Annotated in this window: 14 protein-coding genes and 1 pseudogene; 7 read left to right on the top strand and 8 right to left on the bottom strand. The window is 61.4% G+C overall.

Annotated features, from left to right (window positions below):
- Positions 1 to 224: 224 nt before the first annotated feature.
- From AC2FM3_RS16550 to AC2FM3_RS16525, 6 genes are all read right to left on the bottom strand, one after another.
- Entirely contained in the window at positions 225 to 1,532 is a 1,308-nt protein-coding gene (locus AC2FM3_RS16550; protein WP_496684000.1) for a TRAP transporter large permease, read from the bottom strand.
- Positions 1,532 to 1,996 carry a TRAP transporter small permease gene (locus tag AC2FM3_RS16545; RefSeq protein WP_496683998.1) on the bottom strand — a complete coding sequence of 155 codons (465 nt, stop codon included), beginning with the start codon at positions 1,994 to 1,996 and terminating at the stop codon, positions 1,532 to 1,534. The genes AC2FM3_RS16550 and AC2FM3_RS16545 overlap by 1 nt, the downstream gene beginning before the upstream one ends.
- Positions 1,997 to 2,088: 92 nt before the next feature.
- Positions 2,089 to 3,096, bottom strand: a complete 1,008-nt coding sequence (gene dctP, locus AC2FM3_RS16540; RefSeq protein WP_496684006.1) for a TRAP transporter substrate-binding protein DctP — start codon at positions 3,094 to 3,096, stop codon at positions 2,089 to 2,091.
- Between the two features lie 90 nt (positions 3,097 to 3,186).
- Positions 3,187 to 3,798 carry a 3-isopropylmalate dehydratase small subunit gene (leuD, locus tag AC2FM3_RS16535; RefSeq protein WP_496683995.1) on the bottom strand — a complete coding sequence of 204 codons (612 nt, stop codon included), beginning with the start codon at positions 3,796 to 3,798 and terminating at the stop codon, positions 3,187 to 3,189.
- Positions 3,798 to 5,204 (bottom strand): 3-isopropylmalate dehydratase large subunit, encoded by a 1,407-nt coding sequence (gene leuC / locus AC2FM3_RS16530; RefSeq protein WP_496683992.1) that lies wholly within the window; start codon positions 5,202 to 5,204, stop codon positions 3,798 to 3,800. The genes leuD and leuC overlap by 1 nt, the downstream gene beginning before the upstream one ends.
- Positions 5,204 to 6,019 carry a GntR family transcriptional regulator gene (locus AC2FM3_RS16525; RefSeq protein ID WP_496683990.1) on the bottom strand — a complete coding sequence of 272 codons (816 nt, stop codon included), beginning with the start codon at positions 6,017 to 6,019 and terminating at the stop codon, positions 5,204 to 5,206. The genes leuC and AC2FM3_RS16525 overlap by 1 nt, the downstream gene beginning before the upstream one ends.
- A 129-nt stretch (positions 6,020 to 6,148) precedes the next feature.
- Between AC2FM3_RS16525 and AC2FM3_RS16520 the strand changes: the two genes are divergently transcribed.
- Genes AC2FM3_RS16520 through AC2FM3_RS16495 form a run of 6 tightly spaced genes read left to right on the top strand, consistent with a single transcriptional unit; the run spans position 6,149 to position 13,324 of the window.
- Entirely contained in the window at positions 6,149 to 6,715 is a 567-nt protein-coding gene (locus tag AC2FM3_RS16520; RefSeq protein ID WP_496683989.1) for a nuclear transport factor 2 family protein, read from the top strand.
- A complete protein-coding gene (locus AC2FM3_RS16515) occupies positions 6,712 to 8,406 on the top strand; it encodes a hydantoinase B/oxoprolinase family protein (RefSeq protein ID WP_496683987.1) in 1,695 nt (564 codons plus the stop codon). The genes AC2FM3_RS16520 and AC2FM3_RS16515 overlap by 4 nt, the downstream gene beginning before the upstream one ends.
- Positions 8,403 to 10,466, top strand: a complete 2,064-nt coding sequence (locus AC2FM3_RS16510) for a hydantoinase/oxoprolinase family protein (RefSeq protein ID WP_496683985.1) — start codon at positions 8,403 to 8,405, stop codon at positions 10,464 to 10,466. Before AC2FM3_RS16515 ends, AC2FM3_RS16510 begins: the two co-directional genes overlap by 4 nt.
- Entirely contained in the window at positions 10,463 to 11,083 is a 621-nt protein-coding gene (locus AC2FM3_RS16505; RefSeq protein WP_496683982.1) for a cysteine hydrolase family protein, read from the top strand. Before AC2FM3_RS16510 ends, AC2FM3_RS16505 begins: the two co-directional genes overlap by 4 nt.
- On the top strand, positions 11,080 to 11,946 hold the full coding sequence (locus AC2FM3_RS16500) for an isocitrate lyase/PEP mutase family protein (RefSeq protein WP_496683980.1): 867 nt from the start codon (positions 11,080 to 11,082) through the stop codon (positions 11,944 to 11,946). Before AC2FM3_RS16505 ends, AC2FM3_RS16500 begins: the two co-directional genes overlap by 4 nt.
- Positions 11,927 to 13,324, top strand: a complete 1,398-nt coding sequence (locus AC2FM3_RS16495) for an FAD-dependent oxidoreductase (protein ID WP_496683977.1) — start codon at positions 11,927 to 11,929, stop codon at positions 13,322 to 13,324. Before AC2FM3_RS16500 ends, AC2FM3_RS16495 begins: the two co-directional genes overlap by 20 nt.
- Here AC2FM3_RS16495 and AC2FM3_RS16490 read toward each other — a convergent pair.
- Positions 13,294 to 13,629, bottom strand: a pseudogene (locus AC2FM3_RS16490) (IS6 family transposase); the annotation flags it as partial. The gene AC2FM3_RS16495 and the pseudogene AC2FM3_RS16490 overlap by 31 nt on opposite strands.
- Positions 13,630 to 13,759: 130 nt before the next feature.
- Between AC2FM3_RS16490 and AC2FM3_RS16485 the strand changes: the two are divergent.
- Positions 13,760 to 14,053, top strand: coding sequence for a hypothetical protein (locus AC2FM3_RS16485; protein WP_496683975.1), 294 nt, complete (start codon positions 13,760 to 13,762; stop codon positions 14,051 to 14,053).
- Positions 14,054 to 14,099: 46 nt separating this feature from the next.
- Here AC2FM3_RS16485 and AC2FM3_RS16480 read toward each other — a convergent pair whose 3' ends face one another.
- Positions 14,100 to 15,716, bottom strand: a complete 1,617-nt coding sequence (locus AC2FM3_RS16480; RefSeq protein WP_496684003.1) for an MFS transporter — start codon at positions 15,714 to 15,716, stop codon at positions 14,100 to 14,102.
- Between the last annotated feature and the right edge of the window lie 151 nt (positions 15,717 to 15,867).

The following is a 15,867-nucleotide window of genomic DNA, read 5'->3' as shown; positions in this document are numbered from 1 at the left end:
GCGACGCTACAAAACCGCCCTTCCCGCCTCAAGGCAGTTTGCTTTGACAGTGCCCAAGCGGATAATTTCCGGGCTGCTATGAAAGTATTTGAATGGATCACACTTGGGCATGGCCAGAGGCTACGAAACCGCCCTGCCCGCCTCAACCAAATTCCTTCTGACAACACCGGCGACCCTGTGTTTGGTGGGCGGCCCGGATCTTTCATGCCTCCCAGCAGGCCAATTCAGTGCGACGGCAACCAAAGCGCCAATTGTGGAAAAACAATAAGCAGAGCGACCAGAAGCAACGAGCAAAAGATAAACGGAAAGGCCGAGGTGTAAATCTCGCGCATGGTGGTTCCCTCAGGAGCCACGCCTTTCATTACGAACAAGAGTAACCCGAAGGGCGGAGTGGTAAAGCTGATCTCGAGTGACAGGAGCATGATCAGCGCGAACCAGATCGGGTCAAACCCAAGCGTTTGTGCAAGGGGAAATAAGATCGGAACGGTCAGGAGCATGATCGAGATCTGTTCCATGAACATTCCAAGCAGCAAGAGCACGGCAAACATTACCAGAAGCATCGGCAAGGGCGAGAGGTCGAAGCTTGTTGCCCAGGTCACGAGCCCCGTGGAAGCGCCTGAAAAGGCCAGAAGCTGGCTGAACGTGGCCGAGCCGAAGACGATGAGATAGGCCATGATCGTGACCCGAAGTGCGCCGATAACCGATTTCTTCATCGCCTCCCATGTCAGGCAGCGAAAGATCGCTGCTAGGATCAGGACACCGAGCGCGCCGAAGGCCGCGGCCTCGGAGGGGGTGACGAAGCCTTTGATCATCAGCGCGATGATGATGACCATGACGCCGACCATCGGGATCACTTCGCGTAGCAGCAAGCCCATTTTGGACAGGAACGACATCGGTTCCACATCATAGGCAGGGGCGGCTGTCGGGTCGATCTGGGTTTGCAGCCAGATCGTTGCGATATAAAACCCAGAAAGGATCAAGCCGGGGATCACGCCCGAGATCAGAAGGGCGGCCACGTCAATCTGTGCCAAGGTCGCCAAAAGCACGGCGAGTGCGGAGGGCGGGATGATAATCGCAAGACCGCCTGTGCCCAGGATCGGACCGATGCTCATGTGCGATTTGTAGCCCCGGCGGCTCATCTCAGGCACCATCAGTGAGCCAAGAAGTGCGGTCGATCCCATAGACGAACCCGAAAGCGTGGAAAACGCTGTGCCGCCCAGAACTGTGACATAGCTAAGACGCCCGGGCAGACGGCCAAGCAGCTTGTCGATTGCGGTGAACATGCGCCCGCCGAGGCCCGTGTGAAAGAAAATCTCGCCCATTAGCAGGAACAACGGAATGGGCATCAGCGCGTATTTGGTGAGCGAGCCGAGTCCGTTGTTCAACAGTTGTGTCACCCCGCGTTCACCGCCCATGAAGACCCACGCGCCGACGATATTTGCGGCCAGAAAGGCCACCGCGATCGGCATGCCGATCGCCATGAGAAACATGATCGTGCCAAGCAGCAGGGCCAGCGCCTCGAACCATTCCATTATTCGTGTATCCCTGCTTCGCCGCTGTGCATCAGCTCCGATCCAAAGATGAAGCGCGAGAATTCAATGGCCATCAGTCCGAACGACAGCGGAAACGCGATGGTCAAAAGCCAGCGCGGGAAATAGTAGGCACGGGTATCGAAATCGCCCCGTTCGATATTGGTCATCACCAGCTCGATCCCCTTCCACGTCAGGATCGCGCAAACCAGCACACAGGCCGCGGCGACGGCGCGGCTCAGCAGGTGACGCGGGCCTTCGGGCAAGGCAGCGGTCAGCAATTCGATATGCACGTGGCCTTTTTCGCGGACAAGCCACGGTGCGCCGAGCATCGTCATGTAAAGCAGGCCGTATTCAGCCGAGGTAAAGAGCCACGCGAAAGGTTGCAGCCCGAGGTTCCGCATCAAAACGGAGGCAATGACCGACACCATGATCCACACCAGCATGAGACCGGAAATGACCGCCATTCCATAAAGCAGCGCCTTGTACGTTGTGTTGATCATCGCCTGGCTCCGTAAAGACAAGCAGGCCCGCCCGGAGGGCGAGCCTGCAAAGGCGCTTACTTGGCCGCGTCGAGATCGTAGAACAGCTCGATCAGGCGGTCATAGTTGGCTGTGCCACCGGGTTGACCAGCCATGACTTCCTTCATGCGTTCCCATGTCTTTTCACGAGCAGCGGCGAGGTAGTTGGCCTTGGCCTCACCTTCCAGCGAGACAACCTTCATTCCCGACGCCTCGAGCGCGGCAAAGTCTTCGTCGCGCTTGGCGCGCAGCGCTTCGACGCTGTCTTTCTCGTGCTGGATTGCAACATCCTGAAGGATTTTCCGCGCCTCGTCGGACAGCGAATTCCACTTTTCGAGGTTCACGATCACGCCAAGGTCGGTCGAGAAGAAGCACGGCTCGATCCGGTAGTTCAGGAACTCGTTCCACTTGAGATCGATCAGGCCGATCTGGGTCCAGCCGGTAGCATCAACGACACCACGCTGCAGCGCGGAATAGACTTCGCCGGTGGGCAGGTCGATCACCTGCGCGCCCAGGTAGTTGGTGAAGAACGCGTTGTAGACGTTGTTGCCGCGCAGCTTGAGGCCTTCGACTTCAAGGTTGCCATTGGCGTCGAACTTGGGCTCGTCGCGCGTCCAGAGATTGTAGCACACGCCACTGTCGAACCAGCCAAGGTATTTCAGGCCCATCTTCTCTTGGTGGATCTGGTCGATCAGCTCGATGCCGCCATTCATGCGGGTTTCGACCGCTGTCAGGTTCGACGCCACCATGGCATCCTTCTCGGGCAGCGCGCCGCCGTAGAACGAGCCGGGGGTATAGACCATGTCGACGACCCCGTCGCGCACCGCGTCGGGTTGCTGGAACATGCCGATCGCCTCGGGGCCACCGCGCACGTCGATCCGGACCACGCCCTTGCCGGCCTCGTTGACCTTGTCGACGAAGCTCAGGAAGCTTTTCGTGTAGATCAGCGTTTCGGGGAAAGCATGCACAGCCGAGAGGGTCTCTTCGGCCTTTAGCGTTCCCGCCACCAGCGTGGCCCCTGCAAGCAGGCTTGCCATGAGTTTCATTTGCATCGTGTCGTCCTCCACTGTTTTGGGGCGTCGGCCCCGTTTGTCTGGCCCTCCCGGGGCCGTGGCTGCCGCTTCGTGCGGCTGTTTTCAATCCACCTCTGTGGGCCATGCCCAAGCGGCGTTTTGACTGCGAAGATTCTTGAACGCAGCGATCGCTGCACCGTGGTTGCGGGTGAGATCGATGTCGTCCCACCCGTTGACAAGTTTCATCGCCCAGCTGTCATCGAGCGAAAAGCGCACCTCGAGCGCATCGAGTGCGACGCTGCGGCTTTCGATATCGATTGCAATATCTTGCGGACCATGTGCCAGCGCGGCTTCGAGTGCGGCATGGCTGTCGTCGTCGACGACTGCGGGCAGTACCCCGTTGTTGATGGCGTTTGCGGCAAAGATATCGCCAAAGCTGGGGGCAATGACCGCGCGGAAACCTGCATCTATGAGGGCGTAGACCGCCGCTTCGCGCGACGATCCGCTGCCAAAATTCCGCCCTGCGACAAGCACGGTAGCGCCGGGATGGATGTTGAGCGGAAAATCCGCGCGCATCGCTCCTGTGGCATCGCGGCGCATGTCATGCAGAAGGTAAGGGCCATAGCCCTCGTCCCGCGGGACCGACATGAAGCGCGCCGGGATCAACTGGTCGGTGTCGATATTCGCGACCGGCAGGCCAAGCGCCGTGCCCTTTAATGTGCGCCACCCCGCCATCAGATGGCCCGCCCCTCTAGAAGCGGGCGCACATCAGTCAGCGTGCCGGTCACGGCGGCTGCAGCGACCATGGCCGGGCTCATAAGGTGGGTGCGCGCGCCACGTCCCTGACGGCCCTTGAAATTGCGGTTCGTGGAGGATGCGCAACGCTTGCCTTGGGCGACCAGATCGCCGTTCATGCCCACGCACATTGAACAGCCTGAGGCGACCCAATCAAGGCCCGCTTCTGTAAAGACGCGGTCAAGGCCCTCGGCCTCGGCCTGAGCCTTGACCTGAGCAGAGCCCGGCGAAATGAGGCCCGGAACCCTCGCTTTGCGACCGCGGAGCACGGCTGCGGCGGCGCGCAGATCTTCGATCCTTCCGTTGGTACAGGAGCCGATGAACACCTGATCGACCGGCGTGCCTTCCAGCTTGTCACCTGCCTTCAGCCCCATGTAGTCAAGCGCCGCGCGGGCCGCCTCGGCCTTGTCAGACGGCACTTCGGCGGGGTCGGGGATGACGGCGCCAATCGGAAGCGCCTGTTCCGGGCTGGTGCCCCATGTGACGGTTGGCGAGATCTCGGCGGCGTCGAGCGTGACCTCGCGGTCAAAGCGCGCACCCTCGTCACTTGATAGCGAGGCCCAATCAGCACAGGCCGCTTCCCAATCCGCCCCCTTGGGTGCGAAACGGCGCCCGTCCAGATACGCGAACGTCGTCTCGTCCGGCGCCACCATGCCGAAACGCGCGCCGCCTTCGATCGATAGGTTGCACAGGGTCATCCGCCCCTCCATCGAAAGCGCACGAATGGCGCTTCCGGCGTATTCCACGGCATGCCCTTGCGCGCCCCCGGTGCCCAGTTTGGCGATCCACCCAAGCGCGATATCCTTGGCCGTCACACCCGCACCAAGCGTGCCACCAACGGTGATGCGCATCGATTTGGGTTTGCGCTGCCAGACCGTTTGGGTGGCGAGGATATGCGCCACCTCGGTCGCGCCCACACCAAAAGCCAGCGCGCCGAAGGCGCCATGCGTCGACGTATGGCTATCGCCGCAATTGATCAGTAGACCCGGCAGGGTCAGCCCCTCTTCGGGGCCCACCACATGCACGATGCCCTGATGCGGATCATCCAGATCATAGAGCCGCACCCCATGGGTGGCGGCATTGCTGCGCAGCGTGTCGATCATGCGGGCGATCTGGGGGTCGGTGATGCGCGACCGGCCCCGCGTGGGCGCATAGTGATCAACCACGGCGAAGGTTAACGACGGTTCGGCCACCGATAGGCCGCGTTCGCGGATCTTGGCAAAGGCATGGTGCGAGCCTTCGTGCACCAGATGCCGATCGACCCAAAGCAGGGAAACGCCATCGTCGCGCTGCAACACCTCATGCGCGGCCCAAAGCTTGTCGAGCATGGTTTGCGGGGAACGCATCAGCGCTCTCCCTTGCTCAGGCCAATGGCAGGCTCCCAGTGACGTGCCGTGCCCTGACCGACGCGTGTCAGTGGCATTTCAAGGCTAAACATATCGGGGCGGTAAAGCCCCGAGAGGTATTCAACGCCGTTGCCCTCCACGTCGCGCACGACCCGGCGCAGTGACAACAGGGCTGATCCCACAGCCACGTCCAGCGCCTCGGCCACATCGGGACCGGCGAGGGTCGCGCTAACCGATTGATGCGCCTCCTTGATCTGCACGCCGCTGCGTTCGAGCAGCTTGAACAGCGGTGTGGTCGCAAGGTCGTTCTCGGAATAGTTCTGGGCGATCCGGGCAGGAACATAGGTCGTCAGGTGGGAAAAAGGCACGTCCCCCGCCAGCCGCACACGCGTGGCGATCTGGACCTTGCTGTCGCCGTTCAACCCCATCGCCGAGGCCACGAAATCGGGCGCGCTGCCATAGGAAAACGACAATAGCCGTGCCGTGGTCTGCTGGCCCATCTCGACAAGTTGCGGCATCAGCGTGTTGAAATCCATCGCGGCGCGTTGGCCGCTGGCGTGGCGCGCACGTACCTTGGTGCCGCTTCCGGCGTGTCGCTCGATCAACCCGCTCTGGGCCAAGGCATTGAGCGCGCGGCGCACCGTCACGCGGCTGACCCCGAAGGATTCGGCAAGCTTCTGTTCGCCAGGCAGGCTTTCGCCGTCGCGCAGATTGCCGCCGGTAATCTGATCGCGTAGCGACAGATAGACGTGTCGGGCCTTCACCCCTTCCGGCAGTATCTGAACGGTTTCGGCCTGCACTTGTGATTCCCCCAACTCTGCGCCGTAGAAGGTAAATGTGTTCCCTTCAAAAGCAAGTATTAGTATTCTAGATGTGCAAAATTTCTTTCTGGAAAGATACAATATATGTATTACAGATAATACAGGTTACCCGGGGAGAAGGTCATGCCAATTGTCGAACTTCATGTTTTGGAAGGTTATGATGCTAAAGAGAAGCAGCGCCTTGGGCAGGCCCTGACGGACGCGGTGCGCTTCGTCGTGCCCGCCGCGTCCGACCTTGTGACGGTGATGATCCACGACATGCCGCCAGACAATTATTATCGCGGTCGCGCAACGCGCAGCCCCGCACCGGCTCGGCCCGATCCCGCGCGAGTCGTCAAGGATTACCTTGCCGCAATGGAAGCGCGCGACTTGGAAAAGGCGCGCTCCTTTCTCGGCGACGGCTTTGCCATGACCTTCCCGGGCACCGCGCCCATGCGCAAGCTTGACGAGCTGATCGAATGGTCCAAACCGCGCTACAGGTCTGTCACCAAAGCCTATGACGGTTTTGACGCGATGCAGAGCGCGGGTGACGCAGCCATCGTCTATTGCCGCGGCACGTTGCGGGGCGAATACCACGACGGCGGCACCTTTGACGGCATCCGCTTTGTCGACCGGTTCGAAATCACCGGCGGCAAGATCACCAAGCAGGATGTATGGAACGACATGGCCGAAGTGAGGGCGAAGTCATGAGCGAGATCGACCCCATTACCCTGTCGGTTCTTGCCGGCCGGATGGAACAGATCGCGGACGAAATGGACGCGACGCTTTTCCGCGCCGCCTTCAACCCGATCATCGCCGAGGCGCATGATGCCAGCCACGGGCTTTATCACGCCGCGTCGGGCGATACGCTGGTGCAGGGCAAATCCGGCCTGCCGATTTTCGTGGGCGTGATGTCATTTGCCGTGAAAGCCGTGATCGAAAAGGCCGCCAGGGACGGCGATCTTGAAGATGGCGATATCTATATCTTCAACGATGCCCATATCGGCGGCACGCACCTCAGCGACATGCGTCTGGTCCGGCCCTATTTTCGTAATGGTAAACTGTTTTGCTATCTTGCCTCGGTCGGTCACTGGCATGACGTGGGCGGCGCGGTGCCGGGCAACTACAACCCGGCAGCGACGGATGTGTTTCAAGAGGCCTTCAACCTGCCGCCCGTGAAACTGGCCCGCAAGGGCGAGATCAACCAGGACATCATCGACATCCTGTTGCGCAACACCCGCCTGCCGCAATCGGCCATGGGCGATCTGAACGGCCAGCTTGGCGCGCTGGATCTGGGCGTCAAGCGGATGGACGAGTTGCTGGATGAATATGGCAGCGAAACGATCACCGCCGCGCTGGACGCTCTTGGCCATCGTGCCGAGGCGCTGATGCGGTCTGAACTGACCGATCTCCCCAATGGTCGGTGGGAGGCCGAGGATTATCTCGACAACGACGGGATCACCGACGAACCGCTGAAGATCAAGATCGCGCTGGAGATCAAAGACGATCAGATGACGCTGGATTTCACGGGGTCATCGCCGCAATGCGCAGGCCCGGTGAATATTGCCCTGCCAACGACCGTGGCAACCGCCTATGTCGCGATCAAGCATGTGTTTCCGGCCCTGCCTGCCAATGCTGGCGTGATGCGTCCCATCGAAGTGTTCGTGCCCGAAGGCAGCCTTTTGGCGGCGCAATTCCCGGCCCCCACCGGTGGCTATACCGAAACCATCCTGCGCATGATCGACGTGGTCTTTTCCGCCTTTGCGCAGGCCGCGCCCGACCGGGTTGTCGCCAATGCCTATGGCACGATCAATGCGCTCTCCATCGCGGGCAAGCGCAAGAACGGGCAGCCTTGGGTGATGTTCTCATTCTATGGCGGCGGTCATGGCGGCTCGATCGAGACGGACGGGCTCAACCATGGCAACGCGCCGATTTCCACCGCGACGATTCCGCCGATGGAAATCCTGGAGGCCGCCTATCCGGTGATGTTCCGCAAATGGGCGCTTAGGCCCGACAGCGCAGGCACAGGCACGCATCGCGGCGGTCTGGGCGCGGTCTACGAGATCGAAGTGCTGGAGGAAAACGGCGCCGAGGCGTTCCTGTTCGGCGAACGCGGGCGGTTTGCCCCCAAGGGGATCGCGGGCGGCGGCGACGCGGCGCTGAACGCGTTCCAGTATGAGCAGGACGACGGCTGGCACAGCCCGCCGCTGGCCTCGAAGATGCGGGGGATCAGGCTCAAGGCCGGGCAGGCCGTGCGGCTGGAAACACCGGGTGGCGGTGGGTATGGCGCGGCGTCCGAACGCCCGCCTGCTGCCGTGGCCCGCGACGTGGCGCGCGGGCTGGTCAGCGCGGCCCAGGCGGTTGCGACTTATGGCACGAAATGGCGGGAGTACACGGCATGAGCAACCGCATGATCGGTGTCGATGTCGGCGGCACATTCACGGATGTCTTTGTTCTGAACGAGACCGAAGGCACTGCCAGTGTCGCCAAGGTTCCGACAACACGGCCTGACCAGTCGGGCGGCTTTCTCGATGGGATCAGGCGCGAGGTTCAGGACCTGTCGGAGATCTCCGTGGTGGTGCACGGCACGACGGCAGGCACCAATGCACTGCTGGAACGCAAGGGCGCGATAACCGGGGTAATATGCACCGAGGGCCTGCGCGACGTGTTGGAAATGCGCCGCCGCGACAGGCCGCGCACATGGGGCCTGCGAGGCGATTTCGAACCGGTGGTGGATCGCCGCAACCGGCTGGAAGTGCCCGAGCGCACGCTGGCCGACGGCACGATCCGCACGCCCGTGGACCTTGACGCCGTGCGCGCCGCCGCCAAGGTGTTGCAGGATCAGGGCTGCGAAGGCGTGGCGGTCCTGTTTGCCAATTCCTATGCCAACACCGCCAACGAAGACGCAGCCGTCGCCGCGCTGCGCGAGGTCTGGCACAACGAGCATGTCTCGGCCTCGTCCGAGATCCTGCCCGAGATCCGCGAATTCGAACGCTTCTCGACCACCGCGCTCAATGCCTATTTGCAGCCCGAGGTGTCGGGCTATCTGAGACGGCTGGAAAACGCCCTCAAGGCGGGCGGGTTCGATGGCGAGTTCATGATCGTGCAGTCGAATGGCGGCGTCATGGCGGTGGATACCGCTTGCCGTCTGCCGGTGCGCACGGCGCTGTCCGGCCCCGCGGCGGGGGTGATCGCGGCGGGCTATATTGCCGGCTCGGCGGGATTCGAGAATGTCATCACCGGCGACATGGGCGGGACCAGCTTTGATGTCTCGCTGATCGCAGGGGGGCAGTCGATGCTGTCGCCGCAGACCTCGATCGATTTCGGCATGGTGGTGCGCAATCCGATGATCGAGATCACCACCATCGGCGCGGGCGGCGGCTCCATCGCCTGGGTGGACAAGGGCGGGCTGTTGAACATCGGCCCGGAAAGCGCGGGCAGCAATCCGGGGCCGGTGGCCTATGGCCTCGGGAATACCCGCCCGACCGTGACCGACGCCAACGTGGTGCTGGGCCGGATCGATCCGGACAACCCCATCGGCGGCAAGCTGGAACGGCTGGATGTGGACGCGGCAGGCAGCGCGATAGACGAGCATGTGGGCGGTCCGCTGGGCCTCTCCACGGTTCAGGCCGCCGAGGCGATCCTCAAGGTTGCCAACAGCCGTATGGCGGGCGCTATCCGCCTTGTCAGTATCGAGCGCGGCTATGACCCCAAGCGGTTTGCCTTCATGCCGTTCGGCGGTGGCGGCGCGCTGCATGCGGGGGCGATGCTGGCCGAGGTGGGCATCGCGCGTGCCATCGTGCCGCGCTATCCTGGTGTAACATCGGCCATGGGCTGCGTGATTGCGGACATGCGGCAGGATTTCGTGCAGACGATCAATTCTCTGGTCGGCACTCTGGATGAGGCGGCCTTGGGCGACTTCATGCAGGATCACGCCAATCACGGCATGGCGCTCTTGGATGCAGCGCGCACCAGTTTCGAGGCCCGCCAACTGAGTTTCGAGCTGGACATGGCCTATGTCGGGCAAACCCATACCGTGTCGGTGCCGCTGAATGTGAAAGCGCAGGGCGGCAAGGTGACCCCGCCAACACGCGCCGAGATTGAAGAGGCGTTTGACGCCGCTTATCGCGCCACCTTCGGCCGGCTGTTGCAAAACGGTGTCAGGCGCATCCTGAACCTGCGCAGCGCGGTGACAGGCATTCGCCCCAAATTCGACCTGAGCGCCTTGGCCCCGTCCAGCGATGGCGCGTCCGAGCCGATTGCCCAGCGTCGGGTGCATTTCGCCGACAGCTGGCATGACACGGCGATCTATGACCGCCTGGCCCTTCCGGTGGGAACCGTCATCAAGGGGCCTGCGATCCTGACGCAGCCCGATACGACGGTTCTGATCGAACCTGACTTGCAAGGTCGTGTCGATCCGTTTGGCAATACCATCATCGAGCCTCGGGAGGACGCATCATGAGCAATCCAGCAACATGGGACATTGCGCGCACGGCGCTTCTGACGATTGATTTGCAGAACGATTTCATCCACCCCAAGGGCGCCTATCGCCGGGCCGGGCAAGGCGCGGACAGCATCGCCGCCCTGCCAGACCGCATCGCCCCGCTGGCGCGGGCCATTCAGGCCAGGGGCGGGCGGTATTTCTCGGCCCAGTTCACACTGGTGCCGGACAAGGATGGCGAACCTCTGATTGCGCCGCATCTCAAAGAGCTGCGCCCGTTCCTCGGCAAAGGCGATTTCGCCCCCGGCAGTTTCGGGCACACGCTCGTGGACATACTCCAGCCCGCGGATTTCGTGATCGAGAAGGTCGCCTATTCCGCCTTTTACCAGACAAGGCTGGAATACCTGATGCGCGCGGTGGGGATCGAGCATTTGATCGTCGGCGGCATCGTCACCAATGGCGGTGTCGCCTCGACGCTGCGTGACGCGCATCTGCGCAACATCGAAACCGTCATGCTGACCGATGGCTGCGCCGCGTTCCGGCAAGAGGTGCATGATGCTACGCGGTTGTCGTTGGGAACGGTCACCCATCAGATGAGCTGTGCCGAGGCGCTGAGCCTGATCGAGGCTGCGTCATGAGCCTACGCGCACGTCTTCAGAAAAAGGAAATCTTGGCCGCTCCCGGTGTCTATGACGGGCTGACGGCCTCGCTCGCCGAAGCGGCAGGATTCGAGGCGCTTTATCTCAGTGGCGCGGCCGTGGCCTATACCCGGCTGGGCCGGCCAGACATTGGCCTGACCACCGCGTCCGAGATGGCCGATACCATGACGCTGATCGCCGACCGCACATCATTGCCGGTGATCATCGACGCCGATACGGGCTTTGGCAACGCGCTCAACGCCCAGCGCACCATGCGGCTTTATGAACGCGCCGGCGCCTCGGCCCTGCAGGTGGAGGACCAGACCTATCCCAAACGCTGCGGCCATCTGGCGGACAAGTCGTTGATCCCGGCCACGGAAATGGTGGGCAAGATTGCCGCGATGGCCGATGCGCGCGCTTCGCAAGAAACGCTGATCATCGCCCGCACCGATGCGGTTGCCGTTGAAGGTTTTGCCGCCGCCGAAGACCGGGCCGAGGCCTATCTTGAAGCGGGTGCCGACGTACTCTTTATCGAGGCTCCGCAAACCCGCACCCAGTTGGAACAGGTCGCGACGCGCTTTGCGGAGCGCGTGCCGCTGCTGGCCAATATGGTCGAAGGTGGCGCCACCCCGATCACCAACGCGGCTGACCTTGAAAACCTCGGCTTTTCCATCGTCATCTTTCCCGGCGGGATCGTTCGCGCGCTGGCACGCACCGCGCAGGACTATTACCAGAGCCTTTTCAGCAACGGTTCGAACAAGCCGTTTGCCGACCGGATGTTCGATTTCGGCGGGCTGAACGACGTGCTTGGGACCGCGGAAATGCTCAAAAAGGGTGCACTCTATGACGGCGCCGACAGTTGAAACTCCCCCGGCGGGCTATGACCTTGAGGTCGAAACGCTCATCATCGGTGCAGGTGCCTGCGGGTTGATTGCGGCGCTATCGGCACAAGAAGTCGGACAAGAGGTTCTGGTGATCGAGGCCGATGAGGTTCCCTCCGGGTCCACTGCGTTGTCGGCGGGCCTGATTCCGGCGGCGGGCACGGCGTTGCAACACGAGGCGGGTATCGAGGACAGCCCCGCCCGGCTCTCCGCCGATATTCAAGCCAAGGCTCATGGTGAGAACGACCAGGCGCTGGTCGATCTTCTGGCGCAGAATGCCGCCCCAGTGATCGACTGGCTGACACAGGTGCATGGTCTGCCGTTCTCTGTGGTCGATGATTTCGACTACCCCGGCCACTCGGTCCGCCGCATGCACGGACTGCCGACGCGCTCCGGGGCTGAACTGATCGACGCGCTGCGCAGCACCGCAGAACGCGCGGGCATCGACATTGTCTGCGAACGCCGCGCCGAGACGCTGTTCTTTGAGGATGGTCTGGTTCACGGGATCGCCGCGCGCCGCCCCGATGGCAGTGTGGAAACCATTGGCTGCAAGCGCCTGATCCTTGCCTGCAACGGCTATGGCGGCAACCGTGAACTGGTCGCGCGCTATATGCCCGAGATCGAGGCGGGGCTGTGGTTCGGCCATGACGGCAACCGGGGCGAGGCGGTGCTTTGGGGTGACAAGATCGGGGCAGCGACCGAGCATCTTGGTGCCTATCAAGGCCATGGCAATGTCGCCCATCCTCATGGCATCCTCATCACCTGGGCCACGATCACCGAAGGTGGGGTGCAAGTGAACCGCGAAGGCAACCGCTTCTGGAACGAGGCACAGGGCTATTCCGAGGCCGCCCGTGCCGTGCTGTCGCAACCCGGCGGCGAGGCCGTCGCCATCTTCGATGCCCGGATCGCCGACGTCGCGCGGCAATTCGAAGATTTTAAACGTGCCGAAGCACAAGGTGCGATCAAGAGCGCCGACACGCTGAGCGGGTTGGCCATTGCGCTTGGGCTTCCTGCCGATGCGCTTGTCAGAACCATCGCAAGCATTCCGTTGGGCGGCACGGATGGTTTCGGTCGCAGCTTCGGCGCAACCGGCCTTGCTCCGCCCTATTGCGGCGTGCGAGTGACAGGGGCGCTTTTTCATACACAGGGTGGCCTGCGTGTGGACGAAATGGCGCGTGTTCTCACCCGCGAGGGTGTGCCGATTGCAAATCTCTACGCCGGCGGCGGGGCAGCCTGCGGTGTGTCGGGCCGCGGGGACAGCGGCTATCTTTCCGGAAACGGCTTACTGGCCGCGGCCGTCCTGGGGCGCATCGCCGGAACCCCCGCGATAACCCAAAGGACAAGCACCTCGCCTTCGTGATAAACAGCGCGCCACATGTAGTGACGTTCGCCGTTGATCTTCACGAAAACCTAGTCGACATGCCACTGCCATTGCCGCCCGGATCGCAGTCTTTCCGCCCGCCGACGCCGGATTTCTGACGCGAACATCGGACCAAATCTGTTCCACCAGAAACGGATCGTCTCGTGACTTACATCAATACCGCGCTCGTGCAGCAGATCTTCGACATTCCGCAGCGACAAAGGGAAACGAACGTACATCATGACCGCCAAGCGGATAATTTCCGGGCTGCTATGAAAGTATTTGAATGGATCACACTTGGGAATGGCCAGAGGCTACGAAACCGCCCTGCCCGCCTCAACCAAATTCCTTCTGACAACACCTTTCGAGGACGATCAGTAGTCTTTATGCCATAATTGAGCCTCGAATGCGGGTTGTCCGAGGAGGAGGAGAGCAATGCACAATCAACTAAACGAGCACCGTCGGATGCTGTTTCAAGCGTACCGCAGGTTTCTTGCAGCCGATCGTGCGTGGCAAGTCGCGCAGTCTGCGGCACTGGCATGGTTACCAGCCGGCATGACGGAAAAAACAGCACTGATCGGCAATCCCGGCTCGCGCATGCGGCAGCTCTATCAAAAGCGAAACCGTGCGCTCGCCCGGCTTGAATTGACCAGGGCAGAGTTCAAAAAGGCTCAGCTGCGATTGAGTAGGCGATCAGGCATGGTTGTGCGACTGATAGCGGCCGGATAGGCGAAGGGTTTTTTTCTTATCCTCCTGTGCGCCACGTTACAGCAAGCTAGGCGCGTGTTCGGTATCGAGAGGACTGCACCACAAGCACTGTCAGCAAGGGCACTGCGACCGAAATAATCCCTACGACGATCAGCAAGTATCCTAGTTCGGAGTAATCGGCCGACGAAGTCCGTACTCCCGTAGCCGGGTTAACGGCCTCACGTGTAACCAGAAAAATCTTGTTGAGGTACTTCGTACCCAGGCTGCTGGCTGAAAGCGCCATATTCGTGAAAGACGCCATGACTGCAAAGAATGTTGCCTTGAGATCGGGTGGCGCGTTGCGCGCGATCCAGGCCAGCATCGGCACCATCGCGATCTGCGCCAGCGGCGACTCGATCGCGGTATCCAGAATGGCGATGAACCGCGCGTCGACGACTCCACCGGTATGCGCCGCGGTCCATTCCTGGATCCCATAATAAAGACCGATATTTGGCAATGACAGGATACCGGATGCGATCGTCAGCAGGACGATGATATAGGCGATCGACCGGTTCGCCATCATGGGGCGCAACACGATCAACCCCAGTAAGGCCAGCAGCGAGGTGATCAGTGAAAGGATCGAAAGGAACCGCTCGTCGAACTCGAGCACGTCGATTTCGAACCATATCTGCCCCGGCCCGGGCAGCGGCACGGCCCGGAACACGAAAATGATCGCTGCTGTTCCGATCAGGGCGCGCGCGGCATCGGGGCGAAGTTCCTGAAGAAGCTGCCTCATCAGGAACAGGATCACGGTCATCGAAGTCACAAAAACGATCTCTTGCGCGTAGATGAGGTCCGACGTGCCCAACCAGATACTCAGGACGACGAAGGTCAGGCCACCCCCCAGGATTTGCCAGTTGACGTGCGTCACCGCGTCCGGGCGCCTTTGGGCCACCCCTTGTTCAGCGCGGCGATGCTGCACGATCATGTGCAGCACCACGCCACTGACCGAAATCACGGGGATGGCAAGGGCGATCAGGTAAACACGGCCATACAGATCAAGTCGCGCGTCTTGTGGCAGGTCTTCTGCCCCCGAAAACATCCAGATATTCACGGCGGCTACTGCGACAAGGCCCGATATGATAGCAACGCGGCCCAGCGTCTGCATCGTCGTATGCATGGCGCGCGCCTGCCCCTCGTCGAAAGGTTGGCCCGCTTCGTTAAGGGCGGGCACGGCTTCGACCGTCATGGCATCGGCGACGACGTCCTGGATTGCATAGCCCGCCGGCGCAAGCAGAACGGCGATGACATACCATTCACTCAGCGGAAGCAACGCACGCATTTCATCCGGCCGCGAAACGATGCCATACATGATCAGCAGCGACAGCGTTATCAAACCCGCGCCGAAAAGGATAAGCAGCGCTTTCCACCGCCAGAATATGTCAACCAAATGCCCCATTGGCATCTTCAACACCCATGGCAACCCGGCCCAGAATGCCAGTCCGGCCACGAATTCCGCCGAGAGCGAAAGGTACTCCTTGAGAAAGAACGCCCCCACGACCGAGGTCAGACCGGATACACCCGCCGCGAAATAAACCATCAGAGGCGGCAGGTAGGACCAGCGCATCTGTTGCGCGGGGTCTACAAAGACGCGGTAAAAAGCACCTTTGTGTTCTGAACTTCTGTCATCTTCTTGTGATGGCATCAGGCTTTTTCCATGCGAGGCTTGTTTGTGTACGGGATCGAGCTTCTCAAGCATTCTGATCCCACACCCGCAGTTTTCAGACCACATAGGTCCGCAAGGCACTGTCAAAGCAAACTGACTTGAGGCGGGAAGGGCGGTTTTGTAGCGTCGA

Source organism: Ruegeria sp. BHSB172, assembly GCF_059613165.1.
This window is presented reverse-complemented; position numbering and strand designations above follow the sequence as displayed.

Excerpts from the sequence above, each read along its gene's own strand:
- AC2FM3_RS16550 (WP_496684000.1), bottom strand. The coding sequence starts at position 1,532 with ATGGAATGGTTCGAGGCGCTGGCCCTGCTGCTTGGCACGATCATGTTT.
- AC2FM3_RS16545 (WP_496683998.1), bottom strand. The coding sequence starts at position 1,996 with ATGGCGGTCATTTCCGGTCTCATGCTGGTGTGGATCATGGTGTCGGTC.
- dctP (WP_496684006.1), bottom strand. The coding sequence starts at position 3,096 with ATGAAACTCATGGCAAGCCTGCTTGCAGGGGCCACGCTGGTGGCGGGA.
- leuD (WP_496683995.1), bottom strand. The coding sequence starts at position 3,798 with ATGGCGGGGTGGCGCACATTAAAGGGCACGGCGCTTGGCCTGCCGGTC.
- leuC (WP_496683992.1), bottom strand. The coding sequence starts at position 5,204 with ATGCGTTCCCCGCAAACCATGCTCGACAAGCTTTGGGCCGCGCATGAG.
- AC2FM3_RS16520 (WP_496683989.1), top strand. The coding sequence starts at position 6,149 with ATGCCAATTGTCGAACTTCATGTTTTGGAAGGTTATGATGCTAAAGAG.
- AC2FM3_RS16515 (WP_496683987.1), top strand. The coding sequence starts at position 6,712 with ATGAGCGAGATCGACCCCATTACCCTGTCGGTTCTTGCCGGCCGGATG.
- AC2FM3_RS16510 (WP_496683985.1), top strand. The coding sequence starts at position 8,403 with ATGAGCAACCGCATGATCGGTGTCGATGTCGGCGGCACATTCACGGAT.
- AC2FM3_RS16505 (WP_496683982.1), top strand. The coding sequence starts at position 10,463 with ATGAGCAATCCAGCAACATGGGACATTGCGCGCACGGCGCTTCTGACG.
- AC2FM3_RS16500 (WP_496683980.1), top strand. The coding sequence starts at position 11,080 with ATGAGCCTACGCGCACGTCTTCAGAAAAAGGAAATCTTGGCCGCTCCC.
- AC2FM3_RS16495 (WP_496683977.1), top strand. The coding sequence starts at position 11,927 with ATGACGGCGCCGACAGTTGAAACTCCCCCGGCGGGCTATGACCTTGAG.
- AC2FM3_RS16485 (WP_496683975.1), top strand. The coding sequence starts at position 13,760 with ATGCACAATCAACTAAACGAGCACCGTCGGATGCTGTTTCAAGCGTAC.
- AC2FM3_RS16480 (WP_496684003.1), bottom strand. The coding sequence starts at position 15,716 with ATGCCATCACAAGAAGATGACAGAAGTTCAGAACACAAAGGTGCTTTT.